15 protein-coding genes and 1 pseudogene are annotated in these 23,758 nt (G+C 55.3%); 11 read left to right on the forward strand and 5 right to left on the reverse strand.

Annotated elements, in window-relative coordinates; genetic code table 11:
- The first annotated feature begins 105 nt into the window (after positions 1-105).
- Both ACR3EN_RS11395 and budA read left to right on the forward strand, forming a co-directional pair.
- Positions 106-1,245 carry a patatin-like phospholipase family protein gene (locus tag ACR3EN_RS11395; protein WP_480825109.1) on the forward strand — a complete coding sequence of 380 codons (1,140 nt, stop codon included), beginning with the start codon at positions 106-108 and terminating at the stop codon, positions 1,243-1,245.
- A gap of 241 nt (positions 1,246-1,486) precedes the next feature.
- Positions 1,487-2,275, forward strand: coding sequence for an acetolactate decarboxylase (gene budA, locus ACR3EN_RS11400; protein WP_480825107.1), 789 nt, complete (start codon positions 1,487-1,489; stop codon positions 2,273-2,275).
- Between the two features lie 483 nt (positions 2,276-2,758).
- On the opposite strand, the gene ACR3EN_RS11405 is transcribed toward budA, so the two are convergent.
- Positions 2,759-5,383, reverse strand: a complete 2,625-nt coding sequence (locus ACR3EN_RS11405; protein WP_480825105.1) for an AsmA family protein — start codon at positions 5,381-5,383, stop codon at positions 2,759-2,761.
- A 487-nt stretch (positions 5,384-5,870) separates the two neighbouring features.
- Here ACR3EN_RS11405 and ACR3EN_RS11410 point away from each other — a divergent pair.
- Positions 5,871-6,122, forward strand: a pseudogene (locus ACR3EN_RS11410) (transposase); the annotation flags it as partial.
- A gap of 22 nt (positions 6,123-6,144) precedes the next feature.
- Here ACR3EN_RS11410 and ACR3EN_RS11415 read toward each other — a convergent pair.
- The gene (locus ACR3EN_RS11415; RefSeq protein WP_480843309.1) at positions 6,145-6,963 is read right to left on the reverse strand and encodes a 5'-methylthioadenosine/S-adenosylhomocysteine nucleosidase; all 819 of its coding nucleotides are present in this window, start codon (positions 6,961-6,963) and stop codon (positions 6,145-6,147) included.
- A 445-nt stretch (positions 6,964-7,408) separates the two neighbouring features.
- Here ACR3EN_RS11415 and ACR3EN_RS11420 point away from each other — a divergent pair, with 445 nt between their 5' ends.
- The 4 genes from ACR3EN_RS11420 to ACR3EN_RS11435 all read left to right on the forward strand — a co-directional run bounded on the left by ACR3EN_RS11420 (position 7,409) and on the right by ACR3EN_RS11435 (position 14,040).
- Entirely contained in the window at positions 7,409-8,776 is a 1,368-nt protein-coding gene (locus ACR3EN_RS11420) for a dipeptidase (protein ID WP_480870997.1), read from the forward strand.
- A 106-nt stretch (positions 8,777-8,882) separates the two neighbouring features.
- Complete coding sequence (locus tag ACR3EN_RS11425; protein ID WP_480870999.1) at positions 8,883-11,417, forward strand: plasma-membrane proton-efflux P-type ATPase; 2,535 nt, start codon at positions 8,883-8,885, stop codon at positions 11,415-11,417.
- A gap of 21 nt (positions 11,418-11,438) precedes the next feature.
- Positions 11,439-12,287 carry a polyphosphate kinase 2 family protein gene (locus ACR3EN_RS11430; protein ID WP_480871001.1) on the forward strand — a complete coding sequence of 283 codons (849 nt, stop codon included), beginning with the start codon at positions 11,439-11,441 and terminating at the stop codon, positions 12,285-12,287.
- Positions 12,288-12,336: 49 nt separating this feature from the next.
- Positions 12,337-14,040, forward strand: a complete 1,704-nt coding sequence (locus ACR3EN_RS11435; protein WP_480871003.1) for a SulP family inorganic anion transporter — start codon at positions 12,337-12,339, stop codon at positions 14,038-14,040.
- Between the two features lie 321 nt (positions 14,041-14,361).
- Here ACR3EN_RS11435 and ACR3EN_RS11440 read toward each other — a convergent pair whose 3' ends face one another.
- A complete protein-coding gene (locus tag ACR3EN_RS11440; protein WP_480825093.1) occupies positions 14,362-15,414 on the reverse strand; it encodes a TRAP transporter substrate-binding protein in 1,053 nt (350 codons plus the stop codon).
- A gap of 519 nt (positions 15,415-15,933) precedes the next feature.
- Here ACR3EN_RS11440 and ACR3EN_RS11445 point away from each other — a divergent pair.
- From ACR3EN_RS11445 to ACR3EN_RS11455, 3 genes are all read left to right on the forward strand, one after another.
- Positions 15,934-16,821, forward strand: coding sequence for a prephenate dehydrogenase/arogenate dehydrogenase family protein (locus ACR3EN_RS11445; protein WP_480825091.1), 888 nt, complete (start codon positions 15,934-15,936; stop codon positions 16,819-16,821).
- Positions 16,822-17,069: 248 nt separating this feature from the next.
- Positions 17,070-17,996 (forward strand): class I SAM-dependent methyltransferase, encoded by a 927-nt coding sequence (locus tag ACR3EN_RS11450; RefSeq protein ID WP_480825089.1) that lies wholly within the window; start codon positions 17,070-17,072, stop codon positions 17,994-17,996.
- A gap of 368 nt (positions 17,997-18,364) precedes the next feature.
- Positions 18,365-20,014, forward strand: a complete 1,650-nt coding sequence (locus tag ACR3EN_RS11455) for an amidase (protein WP_480871005.1) — start codon at positions 18,365-18,367, stop codon at positions 20,012-20,014.
- Here the strand turns inward: ACR3EN_RS11455 and ACR3EN_RS11460 are convergent.
- A complete protein-coding gene (locus ACR3EN_RS11460; protein ID WP_480825085.1) occupies positions 20,011-21,003 on the reverse strand; it encodes an ABC transporter ATP-binding protein in 993 nt (330 codons plus the stop codon). The genes ACR3EN_RS11455 and ACR3EN_RS11460 overlap by 4 nt on opposite strands.
- Positions 20,996-21,979 carry an ABC transporter ATP-binding protein gene (locus ACR3EN_RS11465; RefSeq protein ID WP_480843312.1) on the reverse strand — a complete coding sequence of 328 codons (984 nt, stop codon included), beginning with the start codon at positions 21,977-21,979 and terminating at the stop codon, positions 20,996-20,998. Before ACR3EN_RS11465 ends, ACR3EN_RS11460 begins: the two co-directional genes overlap by 8 nt.
- A 213-nt stretch (positions 21,980-22,192) precedes the next feature.
- On the opposite strand from ACR3EN_RS11465, the gene ACR3EN_RS11470 reads away from it, so the two are divergent.
- Positions 22,193-23,740 carry an ABC transporter substrate-binding protein gene (locus ACR3EN_RS11470; RefSeq protein WP_480825081.1) on the forward strand — a complete coding sequence of 516 codons (1,548 nt, stop codon included), beginning with the start codon at positions 22,193-22,195 and terminating at the stop codon, positions 23,738-23,740.
- The last annotated feature ends 18 nt before the right edge of the window (positions 23,741-23,758 follow it).

A 23,758-nucleotide genomic window follows, 5' to 3' on the forward strand; every position in this document is an offset into this window, starting at 1 on the left:
TGGCGAATTCTAGAATCTCTAAGCAAACATCATCGAAAGTCGGACTACGTTTAAACATGACAAACTCGATTCCCTTTACCCGCAGAGCCGAACCGTAACACTACAATGAAACGCCTATTTGAAACCTGTGGAAAAGCCTTCATTTGGCTTGTTCTGGCTCTGGGACTATATGCCGTCGGCGTCCTAGCTTACTCCAACTATTTGATCGGGAATCGGGTGCAGGTGACAGGCTGGCCAGAGACTTCTGATTTCACCGACCCGGTCGATTGGAAAACGGATAGTCCAAATGTCGTGCGAATCCTGGCAATGGATGGCGGTGCTTTGTATGGCTTGTCACAGCTTGAGATATTGAAAGCCATAGAAGAAGAAACGGGAAAGCGCACCCATGAGCTTTTTGATTTTGTAACGGGTGCATCGACAGGTGCAATTATCGGGGCCCTGTTGTTCAAACCTGGATTGGATGGCAGCCCGCCACCTACCGCCGCAGAAGCCATCGACATCTACGACGAGTATGCAAGGGATATTTTGGGTATTCCCGTTTATCATGCCGTACTGACCGGTCGAGGCTTGTTCGGACCCGTAATACCAAATCAAGGCCGTCTGAAGGTCTTTCGAGACGGGTTTGGAGACTCGCGATTCAATGAATTGCTGCGTCCCGCCCTGTTCCCTGTCTTTTCTCAGGAGGAAAACAGAATCCGATCGTTTCGAAATTGGGACAAAGTTGACAGCAACATTCACCTGCGCGCTTTGATCGGCGCTGCGACAAGCGCTCCGATGTTCTTTCCTGCGATAACCTTTAAAGGAGAGCATGCAACCGGTGCATTCTTTGATGCCGGTTTAGTTCTAAACTCGCCGGGTGAGATCGCCTACTTGCAAGCGCGAACAAATTTACCGGATCACAAGAACTTTGTTGTTGTATCGATTGGTACAAAACCGCAGCCGATCGTGTCTTCCAGAACGGCCGAAGCGGGCGGAGTGATCGATTGGTTGGCGCCAATACTACAAATTGTATTCAGCGGCGAGGACACAATAAGTCAGGACACACTGGAACAGCTGTCGAAAATTGACACTTCCGTTACCACACAGTCCTTCTTCCTAGCGCCAGATGACGTTGAGGGCGTTTCCGGTTTCGAGCATACAAAGTCAGCGATCACTTCAATTCGCACCACAAGCCAAGATTTCGTTAAGGAAAATAATAGCTTAATTCGTGAAGTCGCCAGAGCACTATCAATTGATGTCGATTGATTTGGAGGCCGCGATTGGCAATCGCTCCGCGAAGCGGTTGTTGGATTGGTATCTATCGGTGTCAGGCTTGTGCGCGTTTCAGTCGTCTGTTTTGCGCTCCAAACTAGTCGTCGAGGCGCGAGGAAGCCAAAGGTGCTTATGGTATTATCGATTGTATGAAGGGCGAGACACTGGGCCGGGTCGCTACCAACTCAAATTGAATAAATTGACCTGAAAGGCCCGGTGATGGAGTTTCATGACTATGGACACAGAACTCACCTTTGCAACGGCCGCCGCCAGCCATAGCAACAAACAGCGATTTGAGCCTAACGGCCATGCGCACGAGTACTATCAGGCATCGCTGCTGAGTGCTGTGATGCAGGGTGTTTACGATGGAACGGTCACTATCGGTGAATTGCTGAAACACGGAGACTTTGGTCTCGGCACATTCAATGCGCTCGACGGGGAGATGATTGTAATAGACGGTGTGGCCTACCGGCTTGACTGTAACGGGAGAGCAATGGTTGCAAGTGACGATGCCCTGACCCCCTATGCCGCCGTCATCAATTTCGAACCCACAGTGTTCCTTTCGCTGGATGGGTCTATGGAAAAACGGGCCTTTGAAAGTCAGCTGGATGGGTTAGCAGAAGCTAAAAATCTGTTTTACGCCGTTCGATTTGATGGGCGCATCCAACACATCAAATATAGAAATGTCGTGCGGCAGGAAAAACCCTATAAACCTCTGCTGGAGGTCGTGAAAACTCAGGCAGAGTTTGAGTTGACTGATGTGGACGGTACAATTCTGGGTTTTCGGTGTCCGGACTATGCGGTCGGTATCGGTGTGCCAGGTTATCACCTTCACTTTATTTCGACCGACTTGAGTAAAGGTGGGCACGTATTGGACTACACCCTTGCCAACGGTCGACTGGAAATTGACCATACCTCTTCTCTACACCTGGAGCTCCCGGAAACCAGATCCTTTTCTGATGCCGATCTGACTGCAGGCGCTTCGGCTGACGGAATCCTGAAGGCAGAAGGCAACGACAAATAGATACACGCCAAAACCTTCCACAAGGCTTTGCGGGCACTGAGGCAACGCGTGTAAAGGTTTGCGTCGGCCCGCCATCTGCCGCTTGCCAGCTGTTTCAAACCTTCCGACTGTGCAGTTCGCCGCCTGCTGCATAGTCGGAAGTCCGAGGTTTGATCAACAACTGCTCGGGGCTCATTCCGTCTGATCGATTCTTAGTGAACCGTTTGATCCAGCTCGTCGCACCCTCGGATTGAGGCTAGTTCCGTGGCGTTTGCTCCGGCTAAGATCGGTTCCAGATTTGGAAGAGAAACGAACTCGTGCTCTGGGCATACCAAGTGTGTTGGTAACTCTAAAGCATCGGATACGGGATACGACTGTGCGCCATGCGATCTAAGCAAATGCGTCCTTCCTACGCCTACACCGCAACGAAGCAAATATCCACCGCAGCAACTCTCTCTTGGGCGGTTTGAACAGATGGTTATAGTGCGCTGGGGCGAGCAGCAATCATTGCCTCAACTGGTTTATGTCCGGAATGCAGGATTTTCGGTGCAGGGGTAACTGTTTCGCGCCATCAGCGCGTTTCTGATAAATATTGTGGTGAAGAAGTTTGATCTTCGGATGCGTTAGCGTGCCTACGACTTCGAAAGGCCAGGCGCTCCGCGACAAAGGCCTGCCAAGTTTTCGGGCCTCGGCTTGGATTGAAATCGAGTTCTTTTTCCAATCCAGATCGCCATGGGCAACAAGTTGGACTTTCCTGGTTTCTGCGACAAACGAATTGAAAGAAACGTAGCCAGCATCGATTTTGATGGGCGCGGCAAGGCATGCCACCTTGCTGTACCCGTTTCTGAGTTCTTCAGAAATTAACCACGGAAATATGCCTAGACCGGACAATTCGAGAAGGCTGGTGGAAATCCCACCATTTGACATCAGGATCGAAGCAGATCCTCTCATTGAGTTAGTGAAAGCGTTTATTGAACGCCTGTTTCCGGTGAACTCAAAATTCCCATGTAGCCGCCCCTCAGCCGCAAGTTTAGCATTGAGCGCGTTCAAAACGTCCACCAAGTTCCAATCTTTCATTGTGCCTTGGACTGACAGTAATTCCGGGGACTTCACCATGTTCATCTTTGCCGAACCAGAGAAGTGGCCGCCATCATATGTGACGTCGACAGGCTCAAGTTGGGCAAGGCCATTCTTCGCCGTGAGCTGGCTCGACAGGCTGGTTACCGCTCGCTGACCTTCAATCCTTCTGATATCAATGGATACGTCGACATCTTGGTCGAGCAAGAAATCCTCCAATTCCATCATATCAGTAGCTTTTGCCGCCTTGGTGTCGGTTCGATGGAAACCAGTTCCAAGCTGCGAAATAACGGCAATAGCATTCTGAACGTCCTTCAGCACGATACTCTGGCTGGAGACACTGCCTTGCGTAATTGGTTGCGCTTCGGTGACTGAGGTCTTCAGTTCTGCACTCAGTTTTGATTTTCCTGATGTAATTCCAATAACGCTTGAGAATTCGTCTTTTTTTCCATTTGCGGACAAACTGAACTGCAGCGGCCCTGCATTGATTTCATTCAGACCTATTGATGTCAGGAATTGGGAACTGTCTTTGACGTCAAGGTTGAGGTTGAAGGAAAGGTTTTCGAAGTCATTAACGTTTCCAAGTTTTGCCTGAGTTTTTAGGTCCCAAATGTCTGTTTCAACCGTCTGCGCATCGAACTCATTGAGGCTGAGGTGCCCTTGCAGGTCATCTACAGAAAAGCTGCCTTCGATGTTCCCAAGTGATTTAGCTTTTTTCTCGTTCTTAGCTCGAAAAAACAGGGTTGCTGGCATCGACAAAGTCCCGCTGAAGTCGATCTCTTTCAGCCGCAGCAGGTCTCTGATGTTGCCTCGGGCGTTGATGTATGGCCGATCCTGCGGCCCGGCGAGCAACGCTATGTCTTCCAGCATCAAATTGCCATCATCAGAGCGAAATACCCGACCAATACTAACTGGGCCGATCTGCTTGAGCTCATTGTCAAAAGCATTTGTTGTTAGAATGAAATCTTGAAACTCAAGGGAGTTGCCCCGACCAACGATTTGAGTTGAAAGATCAGTTAGCTTCAAATCCTTTAAATCCGTGGCCGTTTCTGGCGGATTTCCGTCAGGATAGAAGCGTCCATCAACCGCCATGTCGATACCCTCAAAACCCAGCAGATCTTCGATAGCTCCCTTAGCTGTTAGCAACTGGCCGTTTGAAAGGTTAATGACTGTAGAGATATCAGTAGCTTGCAACTTTGGGTTCTGGCTGCGTATTTCTGCTTCCAGGGATGCCTGACCTTCAAAATCACGATCCAGCTTGAGTACTTCGAGCAAATCTCCAATTTCGCCAGTATTTAACGTCAGTTTGCCTTCGAAACCGCCACCATTCTGGGAGGTGATTGGGGTTCCGTTGAAATCGAGAGTCATCGCTCCGAAAGCCGCGGTTGTCTTGAATGGCTTGCCCCGTGGATAGTCCCCCGTGATCTGGAAGTTCTGCCCATTCACAGTGCCTTGGCTTGTCACGGTGACACCGGCATCATCATCCACTTGATCCAGGTTGAGGCTTGTTAACTGGAAATCGAAATCGAAGCCTGTTGCCTCGTTGTCGACGGCGAGTGCAATTGATGTGAATGCAGCTGTTTTGTCGCTCAGGAAATCAAGAATACCGCCTGTGTCATTCTGCTGTCCCAAAGCTGTTAGGCTGACCTCTGGCCGGTTGTTCGCCGTCCAACTGTGCTTCCCATCTGTGTTGGTCAGCATGCGAACTTTCAAACCATCCAAAATCAAGTTGTCGATATCAATCTGGCCTGAAAACAACGCTGGCAGGTTCAATTCCAGCTTTAGGACCTTCAATTCCGCCAAATTCACATCGCCCATGGTCTCGCTGGGGACTTCCACGTCAGTTGCACGGATATGGCTCGTCGCACCCAGAACGATGCTGGCATCTCCTCGTATATACAAAGCTTGGCCAATTTGTTCTGAAAGCATGCGTTCCAAAACCGGAATGCGCAGGCCGGAGAAAAAGGGTAGGGCCAAAAAAGAACCCAAGAGCGCGATCATAATAACGCCTGACAAGAGGGCACGTCCGACTATTCGTACAATCACCTTCATAGCGTCCAATCATCGTTGCTGTACATCACTAGTACTTTTTAGAAGCGCCCTTGTCTGGAAGGTACAGTGCAGCCTTGCCAGAAGAAACAAAATACAAACGAACCAGGCTTGTTTCCAACGTGGTCATTAATTGAACTGCAGTGCGCGACTTCAGCGCTGCAAGTCACTTTGCAAACAGATTTCTGAGGCGTTCAAATTCCAAATTACTTACTGCGGTCAAAGCAAGCGGTTCAGGTAGATCTTTAGTTACTTAGCAAGACTCTATGCGCTAACGCAGAACACTACGGCAAGAAAGCTTGGGATCAGCTCAGCGAGATCGTTCTTAACACCGCATATTGCCAGGATATCCTCACAGCGGGCTGGGATTGCAGCAGCTTAGGCCAAGCCCAAGGTCGGCACCGGCCGGAAGCGAGATGGAGGCTAAATCGGTTGTAACTCCGGGCCGATTGAAGGATTTCACTAGGATCAGGATCCATTGATTCCCGTTTGGCTGCTTGGGGAGCGCGGATTGGACGCTGAATGGTTCTGGGAACCTGTGAAAGACAAAGGGGTACGCGCGTGCACCCCATGCCGTAAGCAGCGAAAGAAAGCAGTGAAATACAAAAAACGTCGCCTTCGGATCGAGATTATTTTTGGAAGGCTGAAAGAATGGCGTCGTTTGGCGACGCGATACGACAGGTGCCCAAAGGTCTCCGTCTCAGCCATCGCGTTGGCAGCTACCGTCACCTGCTGGCTATGAGCCCTCGCCCTAAATAGAGGCTCTACTTGAGTTCGTCTAAGAAGGCTTCGACCAAATTGGCAAGATTTCCTCCCGCCAAGTTCATAAAGATGTCAAACTGGTTATCGCCGGATTCACCACCTGCGAGATCAGATAAGGCTCGGAAAGCGAGGAAAGGAACACCGTTGGCATCGGCGACCTGAGCAATCGCACCTGTTTCCATGTCCAAGACCCGTGCATCAAATGTACTGTGAGCCCACTCGCGGAACTCTGCATTGTCAACGAAAGCTGTTCCCGTCACACCGCCTCCACCGATATGAACTACTGGTTTATGTTCCAATTCTCGACCGTCGGCATCCGTACTCGTAAGACTTACAGTCTCTGCCGCTCTTTTGGCGGCTTCCAAGAAGTCTTTATCGGCGGGAAACCAAAAGCGGCTCTCACCATGTCCGGCAAGCTCTTCAAAAACGCCAATATTAAGCGTGTACATCATTCCAAAGTTGGGGAAATCAGACGATAGAAAAGGAGGAAGTTCGTATCCATTTTCAGTCTGTCTGGCATAGGCCATCTCCATATATTGACCCCACTGGGTCGGAACGGCGATATCCCCTATCGACAACGTAGGGTCGGCGCCTCCTGCGACGCCCGAAACAACAATCCCGCTGATTTCAAAATGATCAAGCGCCAACTGTGTTGTCATAGCAGCGTTGACCATTGAAACCCCGGAGGAGAACACCAAGACAGGAATTCCCGAAAGCTCACCTGATACAAACTCGCGCCCTATTATTTGGTGACTCTGCGGGTTTTCCAAACGGCTTCGCAATACTTCAATTTCTGGCTCGAATGCAGAAATAAGCGCCATGCGTGAAACTTCGTTTTCGTTTGCAATTGCGGAAGAGTTTCCCGCTAGTACGGCTAAAGTCAAAGCTAGCAGTTTCCTTATCATCGATCGGTGTCCAATCGGGTCTGTTGTCCCTATTCTCGAAGCATTTAAGCATTCCGTTCACAATCTTCCAGAAAGCCTATTCACCTTACTACAACTAACCAGCGGCCACTGGCCCGAACGCAGCGAAAGCTCACTTTGCGCGCGATCTGTGAATACGTACGATGGTTCGTTTTGCGTTTGCAGCGAACTGCAGGTTCGACGGGCCGCGCCGCCGCATGGAAACTATGGGGTTAAGGTCCGGGAAGGGCCGACTAGTCCCGCTAGCCCATTCCGGGTTGTTACGCGTATTAGGTAGTCTTCAGCAGGCTTGCAGGCGACATCTGGTGTCGTAAGTTAAGCGTGGCATCAGAGAGGGCATGATATGAGCTGGACCGAATATCTCGACACACACCAATCGCGCTTTGTCGAAGAGTTGTGCGATTTCATTCGTATACCATCGGTTTCAGCCAAGCCCGAAAACGCGGGCGATGTTCGAAAAGCCGGGCAGTGGGTCGTTGACCGGTTGGTCGCGGCAGGAATGGAAAACGTTCAGATGATGGAGACCGCAGGCCATCCGGTGGTCTGCGCCGATTGGCTGCATGCTGGGCCCGATGCGCCCACAATCCTGATCTACGGCCATTTTGACGTGCAACCGGCTGAACCATTTGAGCTCTGGTCATCGCCTCCGTTCGAGCCGACGATCCGCGGGGACCGGATTTACGGGCGTGGGGCGACCGACGACAAGGGTGCCATGTTTATCCCGATCCTTGCGGCCGAGGCTTTGCTGGCGGAGACCGGGAAACTGCCAGTCAACGTGCGGTTTTTCTTTGAAGGTCAGGAAGAAATCGGATCTCCTGACCTTCCACCCTTTATCGAAGCAAATCTCGATCGCCTTCAGGCTGATATGATCTTTTCCGCCGATGGCAGCCAGTGGGATACGGAGACGCCGCAGCTGGTCCTGGGCCTGAAAGGGCTCACCTCGCTTGAGATCTCGGTTCAAGGTGCGAAATCGGACTTGCACTCTGGTATGCACGGCGGCGGTGTCGCAAATCCGGCGATGGCATTGGCCCAGTTGCTGGCCAGCATGAAATCGCCCGATGGTCGGATCACGGTGGATGGCTTCTATGACGATGTCGTCGAGTTGACGGATGAAGACCGCGCGGCAATTGCGCGGGTGCCTTGGGATGAGGCGGCCTATCTGGCCCAGACCGGAGCGCCAGCAACCTTGGGCGAGCCGGGGTACTCCACACGTGAAAACCTGTGGGCTCGTCCAACGCTTGAGGTCAATGGGCTGACCAGCGGTTGGCAGGGGGAAGGCACAAAGACCGTTTTGCCCGCGGTTGCTTCGGCCAAGATCACGTGTCGTTTGGTAGCCAATCAGAACCCTGAAAAGATCTTTGATCTGATTTCCGCCCATGTCGAGGCCCACTGCCCGCAGGGTGTCACCGCTCAGGTATCGCGCAACCCGGGGCGCGCAGACCCGTTTCTTGTACCGGCCGGACACAACGCAACCGCCATCGCGGGACAGGTTCTCGAAGAGGTTTACGGCAAACCCGCGTACAAAACCCGCGTTGGTGGTTCGATCCCCGTGATGTCGACCTTGCTGGATGAGCTGGGCCTGCATGCCGTCATGTTTGCCTTCGGACACGAGGATGAAAACCAACACGCCCCGGATGAGTTCTTCCGCCTGCCAACATTCCGACGCGGGCAAACAGCCTATGCTCGGTTGATGGAAAGGCTGGGTGAATAGGCTATCTGCAGGCTCAGTTCATACCGTTTCTGTGCAAACTGCAAACCTGCGTAAGCAATTGCAAGGCAAGCTGTTTTGTTGCAGGTTTGTGCCGAGGGTGGGATAGATGTCGACACAATCCACACCAAGGCAAAGAACTGGGCCTGGGCTGGAAAACGCCGATCTGAAGGCCGTTTTCAAAGAGCTTACAACCACCGATAGCGGTCTTACGTCGGCGGAGGCATCGGATCGGCTGACCAAATATGGCCGCAATGAGCTGGCTGATAACCACGTCAGCGATCTGCAGAGGTTGTTCGGTTATTTATGGGGTCCGATCCCCTGGATGATTGAGGTTGCCGCCGTCTTGTCGGCGATGATCGGTCACTGGTCCGACTTTTTCATCATCATGGTATTGCTGGCCTACAACGCCGCCTCCGGCTTCTGGCAAGAACGCAAAGCTGCGGACGCGCTCGAGGCGCTTAAGGCAGGGATGGCCCCCAAAGCCATGGCTTTGCGAGATGGCGCGTATTCGCAAGTTGATGCCGCGACGATCGTCCCCGGCGACGTGGTGCGTATCAAGCTGGGGGATGTTGTCCCAGCTGATGTGCGGTTCATCGACGGCGACTATGTCAGTATCGATCAGGCCGCGCTGACAGGTGAATCCCTTCCGGTCTCGAAGGCAGTGGGTGACGTTGGCTATTCCGGCAGCATCGCCAAAAAGGGTGAGATGAGCGCTGTGGTCATCGCCATCGGAGCGGACACTTTTTTTGGGCGAACCGCCAGCCTCGTGGCGGGTGCGGGCAAAGGTGCATCACATTCCCAACTTGCTGTCACGCATATCGGTGATTTCCTGATCATCCTGTCAATCGCGCTGGCCTTCCTTCTGGTGGGCACCGAACTCTATCGCGACATGGTGGTTGATCATTCGTTGAGATGGTCCTCGGCGGCGGATATCCTCAGGACCGTTCTGGCGTTGCTCGTCGCATCGATTCCGGTGGCGATGCCTACTGTCATGACCGTCACAAACGCGTTGGGCGCCATGAACCTGTCCAAGAAGAAGGCAATCGTTTCGCGATTGGAAGCCATTGAGGAACTGGCCGGTGTCGATGTTTTGTGCTCGGACAAGACCGGAACCCTGACGAAGAACCAGCTGAGCCTGGGCGGCCCCGTGGTCTTTGGTGCAAAGGACGCAAAGGAACTGATCCTGGCTGGTGCGCTGGCTTCGCAGTTCGATGGCGACGATCCGATTGATGCGGCCGTGATCGCGGGGTTGCCCGAGGCTAACGCCCTGTCCGGGTACAAGCAGACCAAGTTTGTTCCTTTCGACCCGGTTTCGAAACGAACTCAGGCCGACGTAAGCGATTTGAAGAACAAGAACGCAAGCTATACCAAAGGGGCACCGCAGGTCATTCTGGAACTGTGCACGCTGGGGTCGGCAGAGCTTAGCAAAGCGCAAGATGACGTCGAGAACCTTGCGTCAAAAGGGATGCGCGCCCTTGGTGTCGCCCGTTCGGATGACAACGGGAAAACCTGGGTGTTTCTGGGTATCCTGTCACTCTACGACCCGCCCCGCGACGACTCGAAGGAGACAATCCAGCGGGCCAAGGACCACGGGCTTTCGGTTAAGATGATAACCGGTGATGATGTGGCAATCGGCGACCAGATCGCCGCTCAGCTGGGGATGGGCGCACATCTTCAGGCGGCTTCGGACCTGTTCACATCCAACATGGACATGAGCCATCTGCCTGAACAAGTCGGGCAAAATGTTGAACGGGCGGATGGGTTCGCGCGGGTCTTTCCCGAGCATAAATACGCCATCGTAAAGGCATTGCAGGATCGCGGTCATGTCGTGGCGATGACCGGTGATGGTGTGAATGACGCCCCGGCGCTGAAGCAGGCCGATTGCGGGGTTGCCGTGAGCGGCGCGACAGACGCCGCACGCGCCGCCGCGGCACTGGTTCTGACCGCACCCGGTCTGTCGACCATCATCGATGCCATCGAAGAGGCACGGCGCATCTTCGAGAGAATCCTGAACTACATCGTCTACCGGGTCGCCATGACGCTGGACATCATGTTCGTCGTGGTGATGGCGACGATCATATTCGGCTTCTCTCCGTTGACGCCCATCATGATCATTATGCTGGCGCTGCTTGATGACGTTCCGATCATGACAATCGCCTATGACAACACCTATTCGCCCAAAAAGCCCATCCGCTGGGACATGCGGCGTATTCTGCTTGGTGCCAGCCTGATGGGGCTGCTTTCGATCGTTCAGACTTTTGGCCTTTTGCTGATAGGGATGCATTGGATTAACAGCACATCTCTGCAGGCTTGGATTTCGCTGACACAGGAGCAGGTTCAGACGGTTTTGTTTCTGCAACTTGCAGCGGGCGGACATCTTTTGTTGTTCGTTGTCCGATCAAGAGGGGCTTTCTTTGCCCGACCCTGGCCTGCGCGCCCGCTGTTGATCTCGATCATCGGCACGCAAGCCATTGCGGTCGCGCTGTGCGGATTCGGGTGGTTTGTCGAACAGATCCCGTGGGCGGTGATCGGTCTGGTCTGGGTCTACATGCTGATCTGGCTGGTTATTCTCGATGTCGCAAAGCTGGCCATGATGCACCGGTTGCAGACCTCTAAGAACGCGGCTGGCCGAATGGCTTGAAACGCATAGAAAGGCTGACCCATGCACTATTTCAACAAATTTCGCGTGACGCCGGGCAGCAAGATCAAGCTCGACGATATCGATGCTGACTTTAGGGACAAGCACGAAGACCATCAGCACGCCCTGCCTGAGATCGAGGCATACTCCAGAAAGATCGGCGCGCTTCAATACCTGCTATACGCGGAAAAGAAACGTTCGCTTTTGATCTGTCTGCAGGGGCGCGACGCGGCTGGGAAAGACGGAACCATAAACCATGTCCTTGCGGCAATGAATCCTCAGGGTTGCACGGTCAGCGGGTTCAAGGTTCCAACCAAAGAAGAAGCCCCCCATGATTTTCTGTGGCGCTATCACAAAGCCGCGCCCGCCAACGGTCAGGTTGCGATCTTCAACCGCTCACATTACGAAGATGTCCTTGTTGTCCGGGTGCACAATCTGGTGCCCAAAGACGTCTGGGAAAAGCGATACGACCATATCAAAGCATTCGAGGCGCTGCTGCGCGACAGCGATACGCATATTCTGAAATTCTACCTGCACATCAGCCCCGAGGAACAATTACGCCGGTTTGGTGAACGTCTTGACGATCCCGCGCGGCATTGGAAGATCAGTGAAAGCGATTATGCCGAACGCCCTTTCTGGGACGACTATACCAAAGCCTTTGAGGCGGCGCTGTCGAAATGCAGTACCGAAGCGGCACCTTGGTTTGTCATCCCGGCCAACCACAAATGGTTTCGCAATCTGGCCATATCCAGAATTGTCAGCGAATATCTGGAATCGCTGCATATGGAATTCCCCAACCCCACAGTCGAAATCGAAGATATCCGCAAAAAGTTCCATGCCGCCGAAAGACGCCAACGCGATCACGAGAAATAGCTTCCGCCGCCGATCAAGGGCGGCGCTGACCCGAAAGTGCTGCATCTGAATGTCTGACAAAACGCCCCATGCTCATGGATCATCCCTTCCGGTTCTGCAGGGCGTTCTGCCGATTAATGCGGGCAAGCTTTCGGCGGAAATCCTCGCTGGCATAACCTTTGCCTGCCTCGCGATACCCGAGGTCATGGGGTACACGAAAATTGCAGGAACACCGGTGATTACCGGCCTCTATACGATCCTGATTCCGATGACCCTGTTCGCGATATTCGGATCCTCGCGCCACCTTGTTGTCGGCGCAGACTCGGCAACCGCTGCCATCACGGCCTCAGCCTTGGCGGGCATGGCGGTGAGCGGCCCGTCCGAGTACATGGCGCTTGCTTCGCTTTTGGCGCTGATGGCAGGCATTCTGCTGATCGTCGCCCGAGTCATTGGCCTTGGGTTTCTTGCCGATTTCCTTTCGCGAACGGTTCTTGTCGGTTTCCTGACCGGTGTAGGTGTTCAGGTCGCCTTGGGCGAATTGCCTGGGCTCTTTGGCATTGAAACAAGCGGTCATGGCACGATCCAAAAGCTTTCAAGCGCCTACCAGAACATCGGTCAGCTCAGCTGGGCGACGTTTCTGATAGCTTCGGCGGTCTTGTGCATTGTGATCGCAGCGAAACGCCTGTCCCCAAAGGTTCCGGGGCCTTTGATTGCCGTTATCGGGATCATCGGCCTCAGTTGGTATTTTGATTTCGACGCGCGCGGGATCGCGCTGCTGGGTGCCGTGCCCGGCGGGCTGCCCTCGCTTTCGATCCCTGATGTTGACTGGACATGGGCAACATACAAACAACTGCTGCCGACAGCGCTGGCGATCCTCGTGGTGATCCTCGCGCAGAGTGCCGCCACCTCTCGGGCCTATGCCATGCGCTATGGGGAAAGGTTCAGCGAGAACACCGATCTTGTCGGGCTTGGTATTGCCAATATCGGCGCGGCATTCAGCGCCACATTCGTCGTCAACGGCAGCCCGACCAAGACCGAGATGGTTGCCGGTGCCGGAGGTCAAAGCCAGATCGCGCAACTGACCACGGCGCTGGTTGTGTTGTTCGTTCTCTTGTTCCTGACGCAGCCGCTTGCATTTTTGCCCGAGGCTGTGCTGTCTGCTGTCGTATTCCTGATTGGTCTAAAGCTGATAGACCTGCGCGGATTGCGCGTTATCTTCGTGCAGGCACCCATCGAGTTCTGGATCGCGATAGGCACCGCCGCGGTGGTCGTCGCCGCCGGGGTTGAACAGGGCATCATTTTTGCGATGGTCCTTTCCCTGATCGATCATACACGCAAAGGATATCGGCCCAAGAACTCCATCATCACCAAAACACCTGATGGGGAGTGGTTGGCGCAACCACTCGACCAACCCGGGCAATTCGAGCCCGGGCTTATTGTGTACCGCTTCTCACACGGAATGTACTATGCAAATGCGCAGCGATTTGCCAATGAGGTCACCCGGGTCGCCGCCGCGATCGAAGACAAGACGCGCTGGTTCTGTATCGACGCTTCTGCAATTGACGACGTCGACTACACCGCCGGGTACGTTTTGAAATCAACCATCCAGACACTCAATGACAGTGGCATTGAGGTCGTGTTTCTCTACGCTGAACCATCTGTACAGGCAGAGCTCAAACGCTATGGAGTAACCAATTTTGTTTACAAAAACTTCTTTTTTCAAACAGGTCAGGAGATGATCGGGGCTTACGAACTCGAAGTATCGAATAGCTAGTGGCGTTTCAATCAATGTGCGCGCGGGTCCCATCTGGCGCCATCAAAGCATAAGGATTGGGCGTCTGTGACGAATGTCTGGAATGCGAGCTGCGAATGTAGAAATCAAACGTTAAACTCAAGGCCCGCAACGGACCGCTTTCAAAAAGCGACCACTAATGCGCGCTGCGGTCACATTTCCGCGTCCTTTGCGCTGCAACTAGCCAATCATGCAAGCGCGGAGAACGACTCTGAGGCCTTTGTGGCCCGATTCATGTTGCGCAAGAGGCTCTCAACTCTGCCCCCGGGCGCAGAGGCCCAAGGATCGCGCGGGGACGGTCGATCATGGGCGCTGCATAGGTGTTTCGGTTAACGCGTCCCAGGCGTCTTCTTGCGTTCGCGCGGCCTGCAAGCTGTCCCAGACCTCTGCCACAAAAGGGTCGGCCTCAGCCATCTCGGAGACAAGCGCGTCCCAGGCTACTCGGAGGCCGTCCAGGGTCTCGGGGCTATAAAGGCGGACGTCCACGCCCTGTTCTGCCAATTGCGCGACGGCGGCGGCTTGTGAGTATTCCATCTGCAGGACCGAACGCATCGCGTTGGTTCTGGCCGCCATGTCGATGATCGTGCGCTGGCTGTCTGTCAGGCCGTCCCAGACGTCGCGGTTGATGACCAACTCAAGCATCGTCGAGGGTTGGTGCCAGCCGGGGAAGTAGTAGAAAGAAGCCACGTCCGGAAAATTCAGCGCGAGATCCACTTGGGGAAAGCTGAACTCGGTCCCTTCGATGGCGCCACTTTCAAGTGATGGAAAGATCTCTCCGCCTGCGATCAGCACGGTATCCGCACCCATGCGTGCCAGCACTTCCGAGGCCAGCCCCGTCCAGCGCAGCTTGAGCCCGGCAAAATCGTCGGCCCCTTCGATGGGTGTGTTGAACCAACCTCCCGACTCCATGCCGGTGAAAGTTACAGGTATAGTCACAAGGTCAAAGCCCGCGTCGTCATACATACGCTGATTGAGTTCGAGCCCGCCGCCTTCGTAGAACCAAGCCATATAATCGAGCGCCTGCGGCCCGAACGGCATCGACGTGAAAAACGACGCAACGGGCAAGGACCCATGAAGGTAGGCCGCAGCGGTATAGCCCGCTTCGATCTGGCCGTCAGAGACCGCCTGTTGAATGTCGAACGGTGGGACAACCGCGCCAGGTTCCGCCAACTCGATCTGGATTGTCCCGTCGGAGGCTGTTTCGACGTCTGCTTCGAACTGCCGGATCGTGTTGACGACCGGAAGGCTGGTCGGAAAAGCCGATTGCAGGGTGATTGTGACATCCTGCGCAAGGCTCGGCCCGCTCATGGCCCAAAAGGGTACGGCAGCTAGGGCCAGTTTGGTCATCTTTGTCATATTGTCCTCCGGGGCTGTTGCGTTGGTTTTCTTAGGGTGCGCGATGGTCGAAGTGCCGGATGATTTCGAAATGTGGATCAAAGCTGCCTCGATTATCCTTGAACTTACACGCATTCGTTCAAGATCAAACTGCGGCTTTGTCTGCAGATCGTAAGTTGAAGTTCTACAGGATTTCACACGCGCGACGAACGGCAGCTACACCTGTGCAACTGCGGCATTGAGACAAGCCGATGGATGCTGGCCCTGGGCCGTCCTCAGCCCCAGAAAGGGGCGTTTAGGACGAATGCTGCGTTGTTGCAGAGGTCTGTTCAGAGCCCATACCCACCGAAAGCCACACTCCAACCGACAGCCGCCAGACTGCAACATCGTTGACTCTGCTCTCTTGAGTGCTTTATCGCTGGTGCCATGATCAGATCGTTCTTTGCATCGCAGGTCTATTATCCTCAGCTTCGATAGCTGCGGGCAATTTATCATTGGTTTTCCGCTGCCCCTGACAGCGGTCAACATGCAAACGACCTTGTGCCGGGTGGCAAACTCAAAGGTCGCAAAATGCACAATAAAAGCATAAGTCAAAAAACGTCGCTAGGCATCGTGGGCTTCGGTGCGTTCGGACAACTCGCAGCCCTTCATCTCGGCCAACACTTCGAGATCTCAGCCTATGATCCCTCTACCGGCCTTGCTAAGGTCGCAAAGCAACTAGGAGTACGCCTGGCATCATTGCGCGACGTATCGCAGGCTGATGTGGTCCTCATTGCGGCGCCTGTCTCCTCATTTGAGCAGGTTGTCAGCGAGATCGCGGTTGCATGTAGACCTGGCGCGCTGATTGTCGATGTTGGTTCAGTCAAAGTAATTCCCACTGAAATCATGCGACGCTTGCTACCGAACTATGTGGATATCGTAGCCACGCACCCCTTGTTCGGCCCTCAGAGTGCCACGAAAGGTGTTGAGGGTCTTAAAATTGCAGTCTGCTCCATTCAGGGAGAGCGAGATTTGAGGCTGGCAGCTTTCTTACGCAAGTCGCTCGGTCTGGTTGTGATCATGACGACGCCAGAAGAACATGACCGAGAAGCTGCTGTCGTCCAAGGGCTCACGCACCTCATCGCCAAAGTGCTCACTAGAATGGGGCCGCTGCCAACGTGCATGACAACGAAGAGCTTTGATTTGTTATCTGAGGCTATTTCCATGGTTCAGGACGATGCGCCAGAAGTATTCGAAGCGATTGAGAAGTCCAATCCATACGCCGAGGCCGTGCGCCAACGGTTTTTTGGCTTGGCCGCTAGTTTGAGTGTCGAGCTAGACTCTGCATCGAGGATAACGAGTCACAACGAAAGCGGACTTGAAGGAGCATCAGCCATCGACAGTTTCGTGTCACACCAAACTACACATTCCTTGCGCCCGCGCGAATGACGGCTCTCGAGGCCAAACCAACCGACGTCCCAGGTTGTTTGAATGTCAGAACTGCAGAACATCCAGACCGCGAATGGTCTTCGGCATGAAACTATGCGGTCAAGGGCATTTTGTTTTCAATCCTATTATGTCCTGTAATCCTCAATGAGGACGCTGGAATGTCCCCTTGAGTTGACCTCCTATCTTTGACTTGAACCAAAAAAGATGATCTCAAGAGAATTAAGCTAGTAAACTCGCGGGAAACCTCCGTGTTCTATGTCCCGGAAACAACCCAACCCGGTTTGAGCCGAACGGCGCTTGGCGTCTGTGCCTTTTGCGCCATGGTGAATAGAAACCCGGCCTATCGCGATGTCTTTTATGATCCTTTTGCGGAGCGGTTGTTTGCCGAAGGGGCGGTTGATGGTCAGCGCATTCTTGACGGTTTGACCGACTGGCCATCCGCGCTCGCTTTCGCCGATGAAAATGGTATTGCACGGCGACTTGTCGTTTCCGTTTTGTGGCGCAAGACTTTCATGCAGAGCCGGGCCGAACAAGCTGTGGCCAATGGTGCTGAACAAATCGTAGTCCTTGGTTCCGGGCTTGACACACTTGGGCTGCGCTTGTCGGGCAGGTACAGCCAAGTCCCTGTTTTTGAAGTTGATCGGCCTGAAACGATCGCCGCCAAACGCTTGCTGATTTCCCGTAATTTCGGTGTTCCGCCGAATATCCGCTATACCGCAGTAGATTTTGCGAAAGAGACGACGCTGAATAGGCTTTTGGAGCACGGCTATGACCACAATGCCGGTACTGTATTTATCGCCGAAGTCTCATTGGAGTATGTTCCACCTGCTGAGGTCGCAAAAGTCTATCAGATGGTTAAGTCTAACCAGTCGCCTGTAACCCGTTTTCTGACAAGTTTTGCCTCTTCTGCGAGTTTTTCCAAATCGATGGGCGAAAGCGACAGCATCGGAGAAGCCGTTGCGGGGGCAGGAGAACCCTTTCTGTTCAACGTTGCCCCCGACGAAGTATCTGACTTTGCTGCTGCGCAGGGTTTTTCCGTACTCGATCACCTGTATGGCAGCGAGCGCATCGGCGACTACATTGCAGCGCTCGGTCTAAGCGCTGATATGATGGACTTTCCAATGGAACAGCTTGACGCCTCTTCGTTTTCCCTTTCTCAGTTGAAGCCCGATTGATTTGCGCGAGACAACAAGTTTCGCTTCCGTCCATTCCTCGACACACAACCACGTCAACTCGGAAAGATTTCTGACCAGCCGAGCAACCTTCAACTTGACAGGCATCGCCGCTTTGGCCGAGTGGCGTCACTTTGTTCCGGATAGGTTCACAGTTTCTGCAGTAAACTGAGACTGCTTCGAACTCGTCTGACAGCAACCGCATGGTCAGCCTGTAAAGCTCTAGGCCCTCGGCGCTATTTACCGCCTGCTGGCTTGCCGGTCCGCCGGTCTGACGTCTATGATCCGGTTGAAATAACTCCAAAGCTTTGCCGCGGTTCCTTTCTGGGCAGAGCAGTTCGTTTCGGCAGAACATCAGTAAAAGGCGGATTATGACTGACATTACATCTGACATGATTGCGGCAGCCGAGGCTCTGCTGGGAGTGGAATACACCTGTGACGAGCGGGCGCAGATGCTCGACAATTTCGAAGGTCAGATCCTTTCGGCGCTGGAGCGGCGCAAGACCCCTTTGCCCAACAGCCTGCCGATGGCCAGCCGGTTCGACCCGCGCCTGCCCGGGTTTGTCCCGCCACGTCAACCGGCCAGCGGACCTTGGGCGCTGCCCGATGCGGGGCCGTTGCCGGACAGTGACGAGGATATCGCCTTTGCCCCCGTCACCCAACAGGCCGAGTGGATCAGGCAGGGTCATCTGACAAGCCGCAGGCTGACTGACATCTATCTTGACCGGATCCAACGGTTGGGCCCGAAACTGGAATGTTTCGTCACCGTCACGCCCGAGCTTGCGCGAGCCGAAGCGGACGCAGCGGATGCGCAGCTTGGGGCAGGTGTCTGGCTTGGGCCGCTGCACGGCATCCCCTATGGGCTAAAGGATCTGTTCGACACCAAAGACATCCGCACAAGCTGGGGGGCCACGCCCTACAAGGATCAGGTGCCGAACATGGATGCCCGGATCGTGCAGATGTTGCGCGCGGCAGGTGCCGTGCTGTTGGGCAAGACAACGCTTGGGGCGCTGGCCTATGGCGACATCTGGTTTAACGGCAAAACCCGCAACCCTTTCAACATCGAAGAGGGCTCCAGCGGATCAAGCGCCGGGTCGGCCTCGGCAACGGCGGCGGGGCTGTGCGGCTTTTCCATCGGGACCGAGACGCTGGGGTCGATCACGTCCCCCTCGCAACGCTGCGGCACCACCGGTCTGCGCCCCACCTTTGGCAGGGTCAGCCGCGCAGGCGGCATGGCGCTGTGCTGGTCGCTGGACAAGATCGGGCCGATTTGCCGGTCGGTCGAGGATTGCGCGCTGGTTCTGGCCGCAATCAACGGGGGTGATCCGGCAGACCTCAGCTGCATCGACGTTCCGTTCGGCTTTGACCCCACCGCCACTATCCAAGGCATGCGCGTCGGCTATTTACCCGCCGCTTTCGAAGATGAAGGCGCGACCGAGGTGGATCACGCCGCGCTTGAGGCGATGCGCAGTCTGGGCGTTGAGGTCGTCCCTCTGACCCTGCCAGACCTGCCTTATGGATCGCTGATGTCTATCCTTTTCGCCGAAGCCGCCGCTGCGTTTGAGGAGTTGACCCTGAGCGACCGTGATGATGAGCTTGTTTGGCAGGACGCGGGCGCATGGCCAAACACCTTCCGCAAGGCGCGGTTTCTGTCTGCCGTAGATCACGTGCAACTGGATCGGCTGCGGTTCAAGGTGATGCAGGTGTTTGACGATGTCTTCGGGCAGGTCGATGCGATGATCGGGCCGTTCATGACAGGGCCGATGCTTGTGGCGACCAATTTCACTGGTCATCCCTGCCTGCACCTACGCGCGGGGTTCCTGCAGACTGAAACCAGATCGGACCCGTCGCTGGCCCATGGCAAACTTGTCGTGGAAGAGAAAGGCGCCGCGCCGCAAACCTATCACGTACCGCAGGGAATATCGCTGTGGAGTGGGTTGTTTGATGAGGCGCGGTTGATAACCCTTGGCCGCGCGCTTGAGGCAAAGCTGGGCGTCGCCGCCGAACGTCCAACCCTCTAGCCAGGCGCGCGCACGTGGCAGGCGACGCTGTGGCTGTCGTCTGTCTGCACCAGCGCCGGAGGCGTTTGCGCGCAGATGGGTTGGGCCAACGGGCAGCGGGAATGAAAGGCGCATCCGGCGGGCGGGCTCACAGGGCTGGGAACATCGCCGCTAAGAATCTGGCGCTTGCCTTTCGCGCCCGGGCGTGGAACCGGCACAGCCGCCAACAGCGCCTCGGTATAGGGATGCTGGGGGGCCGAGAACAGCTTGCGCTTATCCGCGATCTCGACGATCCGGCCCAGATACATGACCGCGACGTGATGCGCGATATGTTCTACCACGGCCAGATCGTGCGAGATGAACAGATAGGCCAGTCCCATATCGCGCTGCAAATCCATCATCAGGTTCAAAACCTGCGCCTGAACCGAGACATCCAGCGCCGAGACCGGCTCATCCGCGACGATCACTGAAGGTTCCAGAACAAGGGCTCGCGCCAGCCCAAGGCGTTGGCGTTGTCCGCCGGACAATTGGTGCGGATAGCGGTCGGCCTGCTCGGCCCGCAGACCCACTTTGGCAAAGGCGTCGAGGACCATCGCTTTGCGGTCCGATGCGGTGCCGATCCCGTGAATCTCAAGCGGTTCCCGCACGATGCGGCCATTCTTCAGACGTGGGTTCAGCGAGGAAAACGGGTCTTGAAACACCATCTGAATGTTGCGTCGCTGAGGGCGTAAACCGGCCTCATCCAGATGGGTGATGTCGTTGCCCTGCAAGGTGATCCGCCCCGCGTCCGGGCGCAGCAGACGCATGATCGTCTTGCCAAGCGTGGTCTTTCCGCAGCCGCTTTCGCCAACTATGCCAAGCGTTTCGCCCGCCCGGACCGACAGGCTGACACCATCGACGGCACGCACAATGCCTCCACCGCCGCCAAGCAAGCCCTGATTGACCGGGAAGGTTTTGACCAGCCCGTCGACCTCCAACACCGGTTCGGATGTTCGACCAGTATCAAGCATGGGCCACCTCGGGGGAAATTGCGTTCCAGCAGGCGACCTCATGCCCGGTTCTGGCCGCTTGCAGAGCGGGCGCGTCGCGCAGGCAGATATCGGTAGCTTGACTGCAGCGTGGGGCAAATGGGCAGCCGGTAAGCTCTTCGCGCATGGATGGCACTGTGCCGCTGATTTCCTGCAGGCGTGGCGCGGTTTCGACCTCAAGTGACGAATAGAGCCGGGGAACCGATCCAAGCAGACCCTGCGTGTAGGGGTGCAGTGGCTGATCGAACAGCGCCGCCACTGGCGCGTGTTCCACAACTGACCCGGCATACATCACCGCCACACGGTCGGCCATGTCGGCAACGACCCCCAGATCGTGCGTAATCAAAATAATCGCCGCGCCGATGCGATCCTGCAATTCCTCCATAAGGTTCAGAATTTGCGCCTGAATCGTCACGTCCAGCGCCGTGGTCGGTTCATCCGCAATAAGGATTTTCGGATGACACGACATGGCCATCGCGATCATCACGCGCTGTCGTAAGCCTCCAGACAGTTGAAACGGGTACTGCCGCGCCCGTTTGGCGGGCTCGGGGACACGGACCAGATCGAGCGCCTCAATCGCGGCGGCCATGGCGTCTTTTCGGTTCAACCCCTGATGCACCCTGATCGCCTCGGCAATCTGACGACCCACGGTCATTACTGGATCGAGCGAGGTCATCGGTTCCTGAAAGATCATCGCAATGTCATCGCCGCGAATATCGCGCATCTGCGCTTCGGGTAGCTGCAGCAAATCGCGGTTGCCGAACATGGCCGAGCCGGATTCGATCTCGGCAATGCGCTGGGGCAACAGCCGCATCAGCGCCAGAGAGGTCACGGATTTGCCGCTGCCGGATTCCCCCACGATGGCCAGCGTCTCACCGGGCAGAACATCGAAGGACACCCCGTTGACCGCCCGGACGATCCCCGCATCCGTGCGAAAACGCACCCGCAGGTCACGCACGCTGAGCAAGGGGTCCAAAGTTCTATTTTTGCTTATTTTCTCCACCAAACGGGCGGCTCCTTCCCGGGCACAGCCCTGCAGAGTCCAAAGCTGGGGATTTCACTTTGACATATCTTATCCGCTCTTTACGGTAGGGCAAGATCATTCAAATGCGACGTTCCAAGCACACGCGGCCTTCGGTTCTGGGTGGGCCGCACCTATAGGAGATCGACCATGAAACGCAGGGATTTTCTGAAATCAACAAGCATAATGGCAGGCGCATCGGCCTTTGGCGCAGGTATATCTGTCTTTCCGGGTACTGTCCGGGCCGAGCCCAAATCGGGCGGTACGCTGATCTGGGGCCACTCGGAAACGACGCAGAATCTGGACATGCACCAGACCGGTACCGCGTCAACCGGACGGCTGATGCAAAACGTGCATGACGCCATCGTCACGATAGATGAAAACTTTCAGGTCATCCCCAGCTTAGCCGAACGGTTCGAGCAATCGGATGACGGGCTGACCTATACCTTCCATCTGCGGCAGGGGGTGAAATTCCACGACGGCTCCGACATGACATCTGCGGATGTGAAGTATTCCTTCGACCGCTGCCGCAACCCGGACACCGGCGCGGTGAATTTCGAGGTCTTCAACGATGTGGAAAGCATCGAAACGCCGGACGATTACACCGTCGTCGTGACCATGAAACAGGTGAACGCTCCTTTCCTGTCACGGCTGGCCGAAAACGGCGCGGGCGTGGTGATGCCCGAAGGGTCGGGCGAGGTGCAAGGCACACAGCCCGTGGGCTGCGGCCCCTTCAAGTTTGTCCGGCGCGAGTTCGGGAACGAAGTCGAACTGGTACGCTTTGACGACTATTGGGACGGTGCGCCCTATCTGGACGGGGTCCTGTCGCGCGAGGTGACGGAACCTACCGTGCGTCTGACCGGTTTGGAAACAGGTGAGTTCCATCTGATCAACGACATCCCGCTGGATCGTGTCGAGGCGTTGAAAGGCAACTCTGACCTGCAGATCCTGACATGGTTCCCGCTCAGTTGGGCGTTCCTGAACATGAACCATGACAAGCCGCCTTTCGACAATCCGAAAGTGCGGCAAGCGCTGGATTACATGATCGACAAGGAAACGCTGGTCGAGGGCGCGCTGTGGGGGCAGGGGGTCGTGACCGGTTCGCCCAGCTTCCCGTCATCGCCCACCCATAACGCCGACCTCAAGGCGCGCCCGCAGGACTTTGAGAAAGCCAAGGCGCTGTTGGCCGAGGCCGGGTTTGCACCGGGCGAATTGGAGTTCGTCTTCAAAGTCACCACGAACTATCCATGGCATGTCGAGGCCACGCAGATCCTTGTGGAATGGTTCCGCATGGGTGGCGCGAATGCGACGATCGAACAGCTCAGCTGGTCCGACTGGCTCAGCCAGTGCTGGGTGGATCGGGATTACGAGGTGACGATGATGAATTTCTTCACTCTGTGGGAGCCTGATTTCCTCTACTACTCGCTGTGGAATTCCGAGGGCGCGTTCAACTATCGCCAGATCAGCGACCCCAAACTGGATGAGATGACGGCCGCCGCGCGCCGTGTGGTCGATCCGAACGAGAGGGCGCAGATTTACAAGGACATCCAGCAGCGCGTTCAGGACGAAACCCATGACGTTGTGCTGTGGTTCCGTAACGGCACAGTCGGGGCGCGTCAGGGTGTCGGCGGGCTGGACAAGTTGGTGCATCCCAACGGATCGAACCTGCAATTCAAGAATATTTGGCTGGAGGGGTGATCCGGCCAGACCCAAACC

Source organism: Ruegeria sp. G7 (genome assembly GCF_056535465.1).

Bases quoted from the DNA above. Each gene is read 5' to 3' on its own strand.
- ACR3EN_RS11420 (WP_480870997.1), top strand. From the start codon at position 7,409: ATGAGCTGGACCGAATATCTCGACACACACCAATCGCGCTTTGTCGAA.
- ACR3EN_RS11415 (WP_480843309.1), bottom strand. From the start codon at position 6,963: ATGGCGCTTATTTCTGCATTCGAGCCAGAAATTGAAGTATTGCGAAGC.
- ACR3EN_RS11460 (WP_480825085.1), bottom strand. From the start codon at position 21,003: ATGCTTGATACTGGTCGAACATCCGAACCGGTGTTGGAGGTCGACGGG.
- ACR3EN_RS11455 (WP_480871005.1), top strand. From the start codon at position 18,365: ATGACTGACATTACATCTGACATGATTGCGGCAGCCGAGGCTCTGCTG.
- ACR3EN_RS11430 (WP_480871001.1), top strand. From the start codon at position 11,439: ATGCACTATTTCAACAAATTTCGCGTGACGCCGGGCAGCAAGATCAAG.
- ACR3EN_RS11405 (WP_480825105.1), bottom strand. From the start codon at position 5,383: ATGAAGGTGATTGTACGAATAGTCGGACGTGCCCTCTTGTCAGGCGTT.
- ACR3EN_RS11425 (WP_480870999.1), top strand. From the start codon at position 8,883: ATGTCGACACAATCCACACCAAGGCAAAGAACTGGGCCTGGGCTGGAA.
- ACR3EN_RS11395 (WP_480825109.1), top strand. From the start codon at position 106: ATGAAACGCCTATTTGAAACCTGTGGAAAAGCCTTCATTTGGCTTGTT.
- ACR3EN_RS11435 (WP_480871003.1), top strand. From the start codon at position 12,337: ATGTCTGACAAAACGCCCCATGCTCATGGATCATCCCTTCCGGTTCTG.
- budA (WP_480825107.1), top strand. From the start codon at position 1,487: ATGGACACAGAACTCACCTTTGCAACGGCCGCCGCCAGCCATAGCAAC.
- ACR3EN_RS11470 (WP_480825081.1), top strand. From the start codon at position 22,193: ATGAAACGCAGGGATTTTCTGAAATCAACAAGCATAATGGCAGGCGCA.
- ACR3EN_RS11440 (WP_480825093.1), bottom strand. From the start codon at position 15,414: ATGACAAAGATGACCAAACTGGCCCTAGCTGCCGTACCCTTTTGGGCC.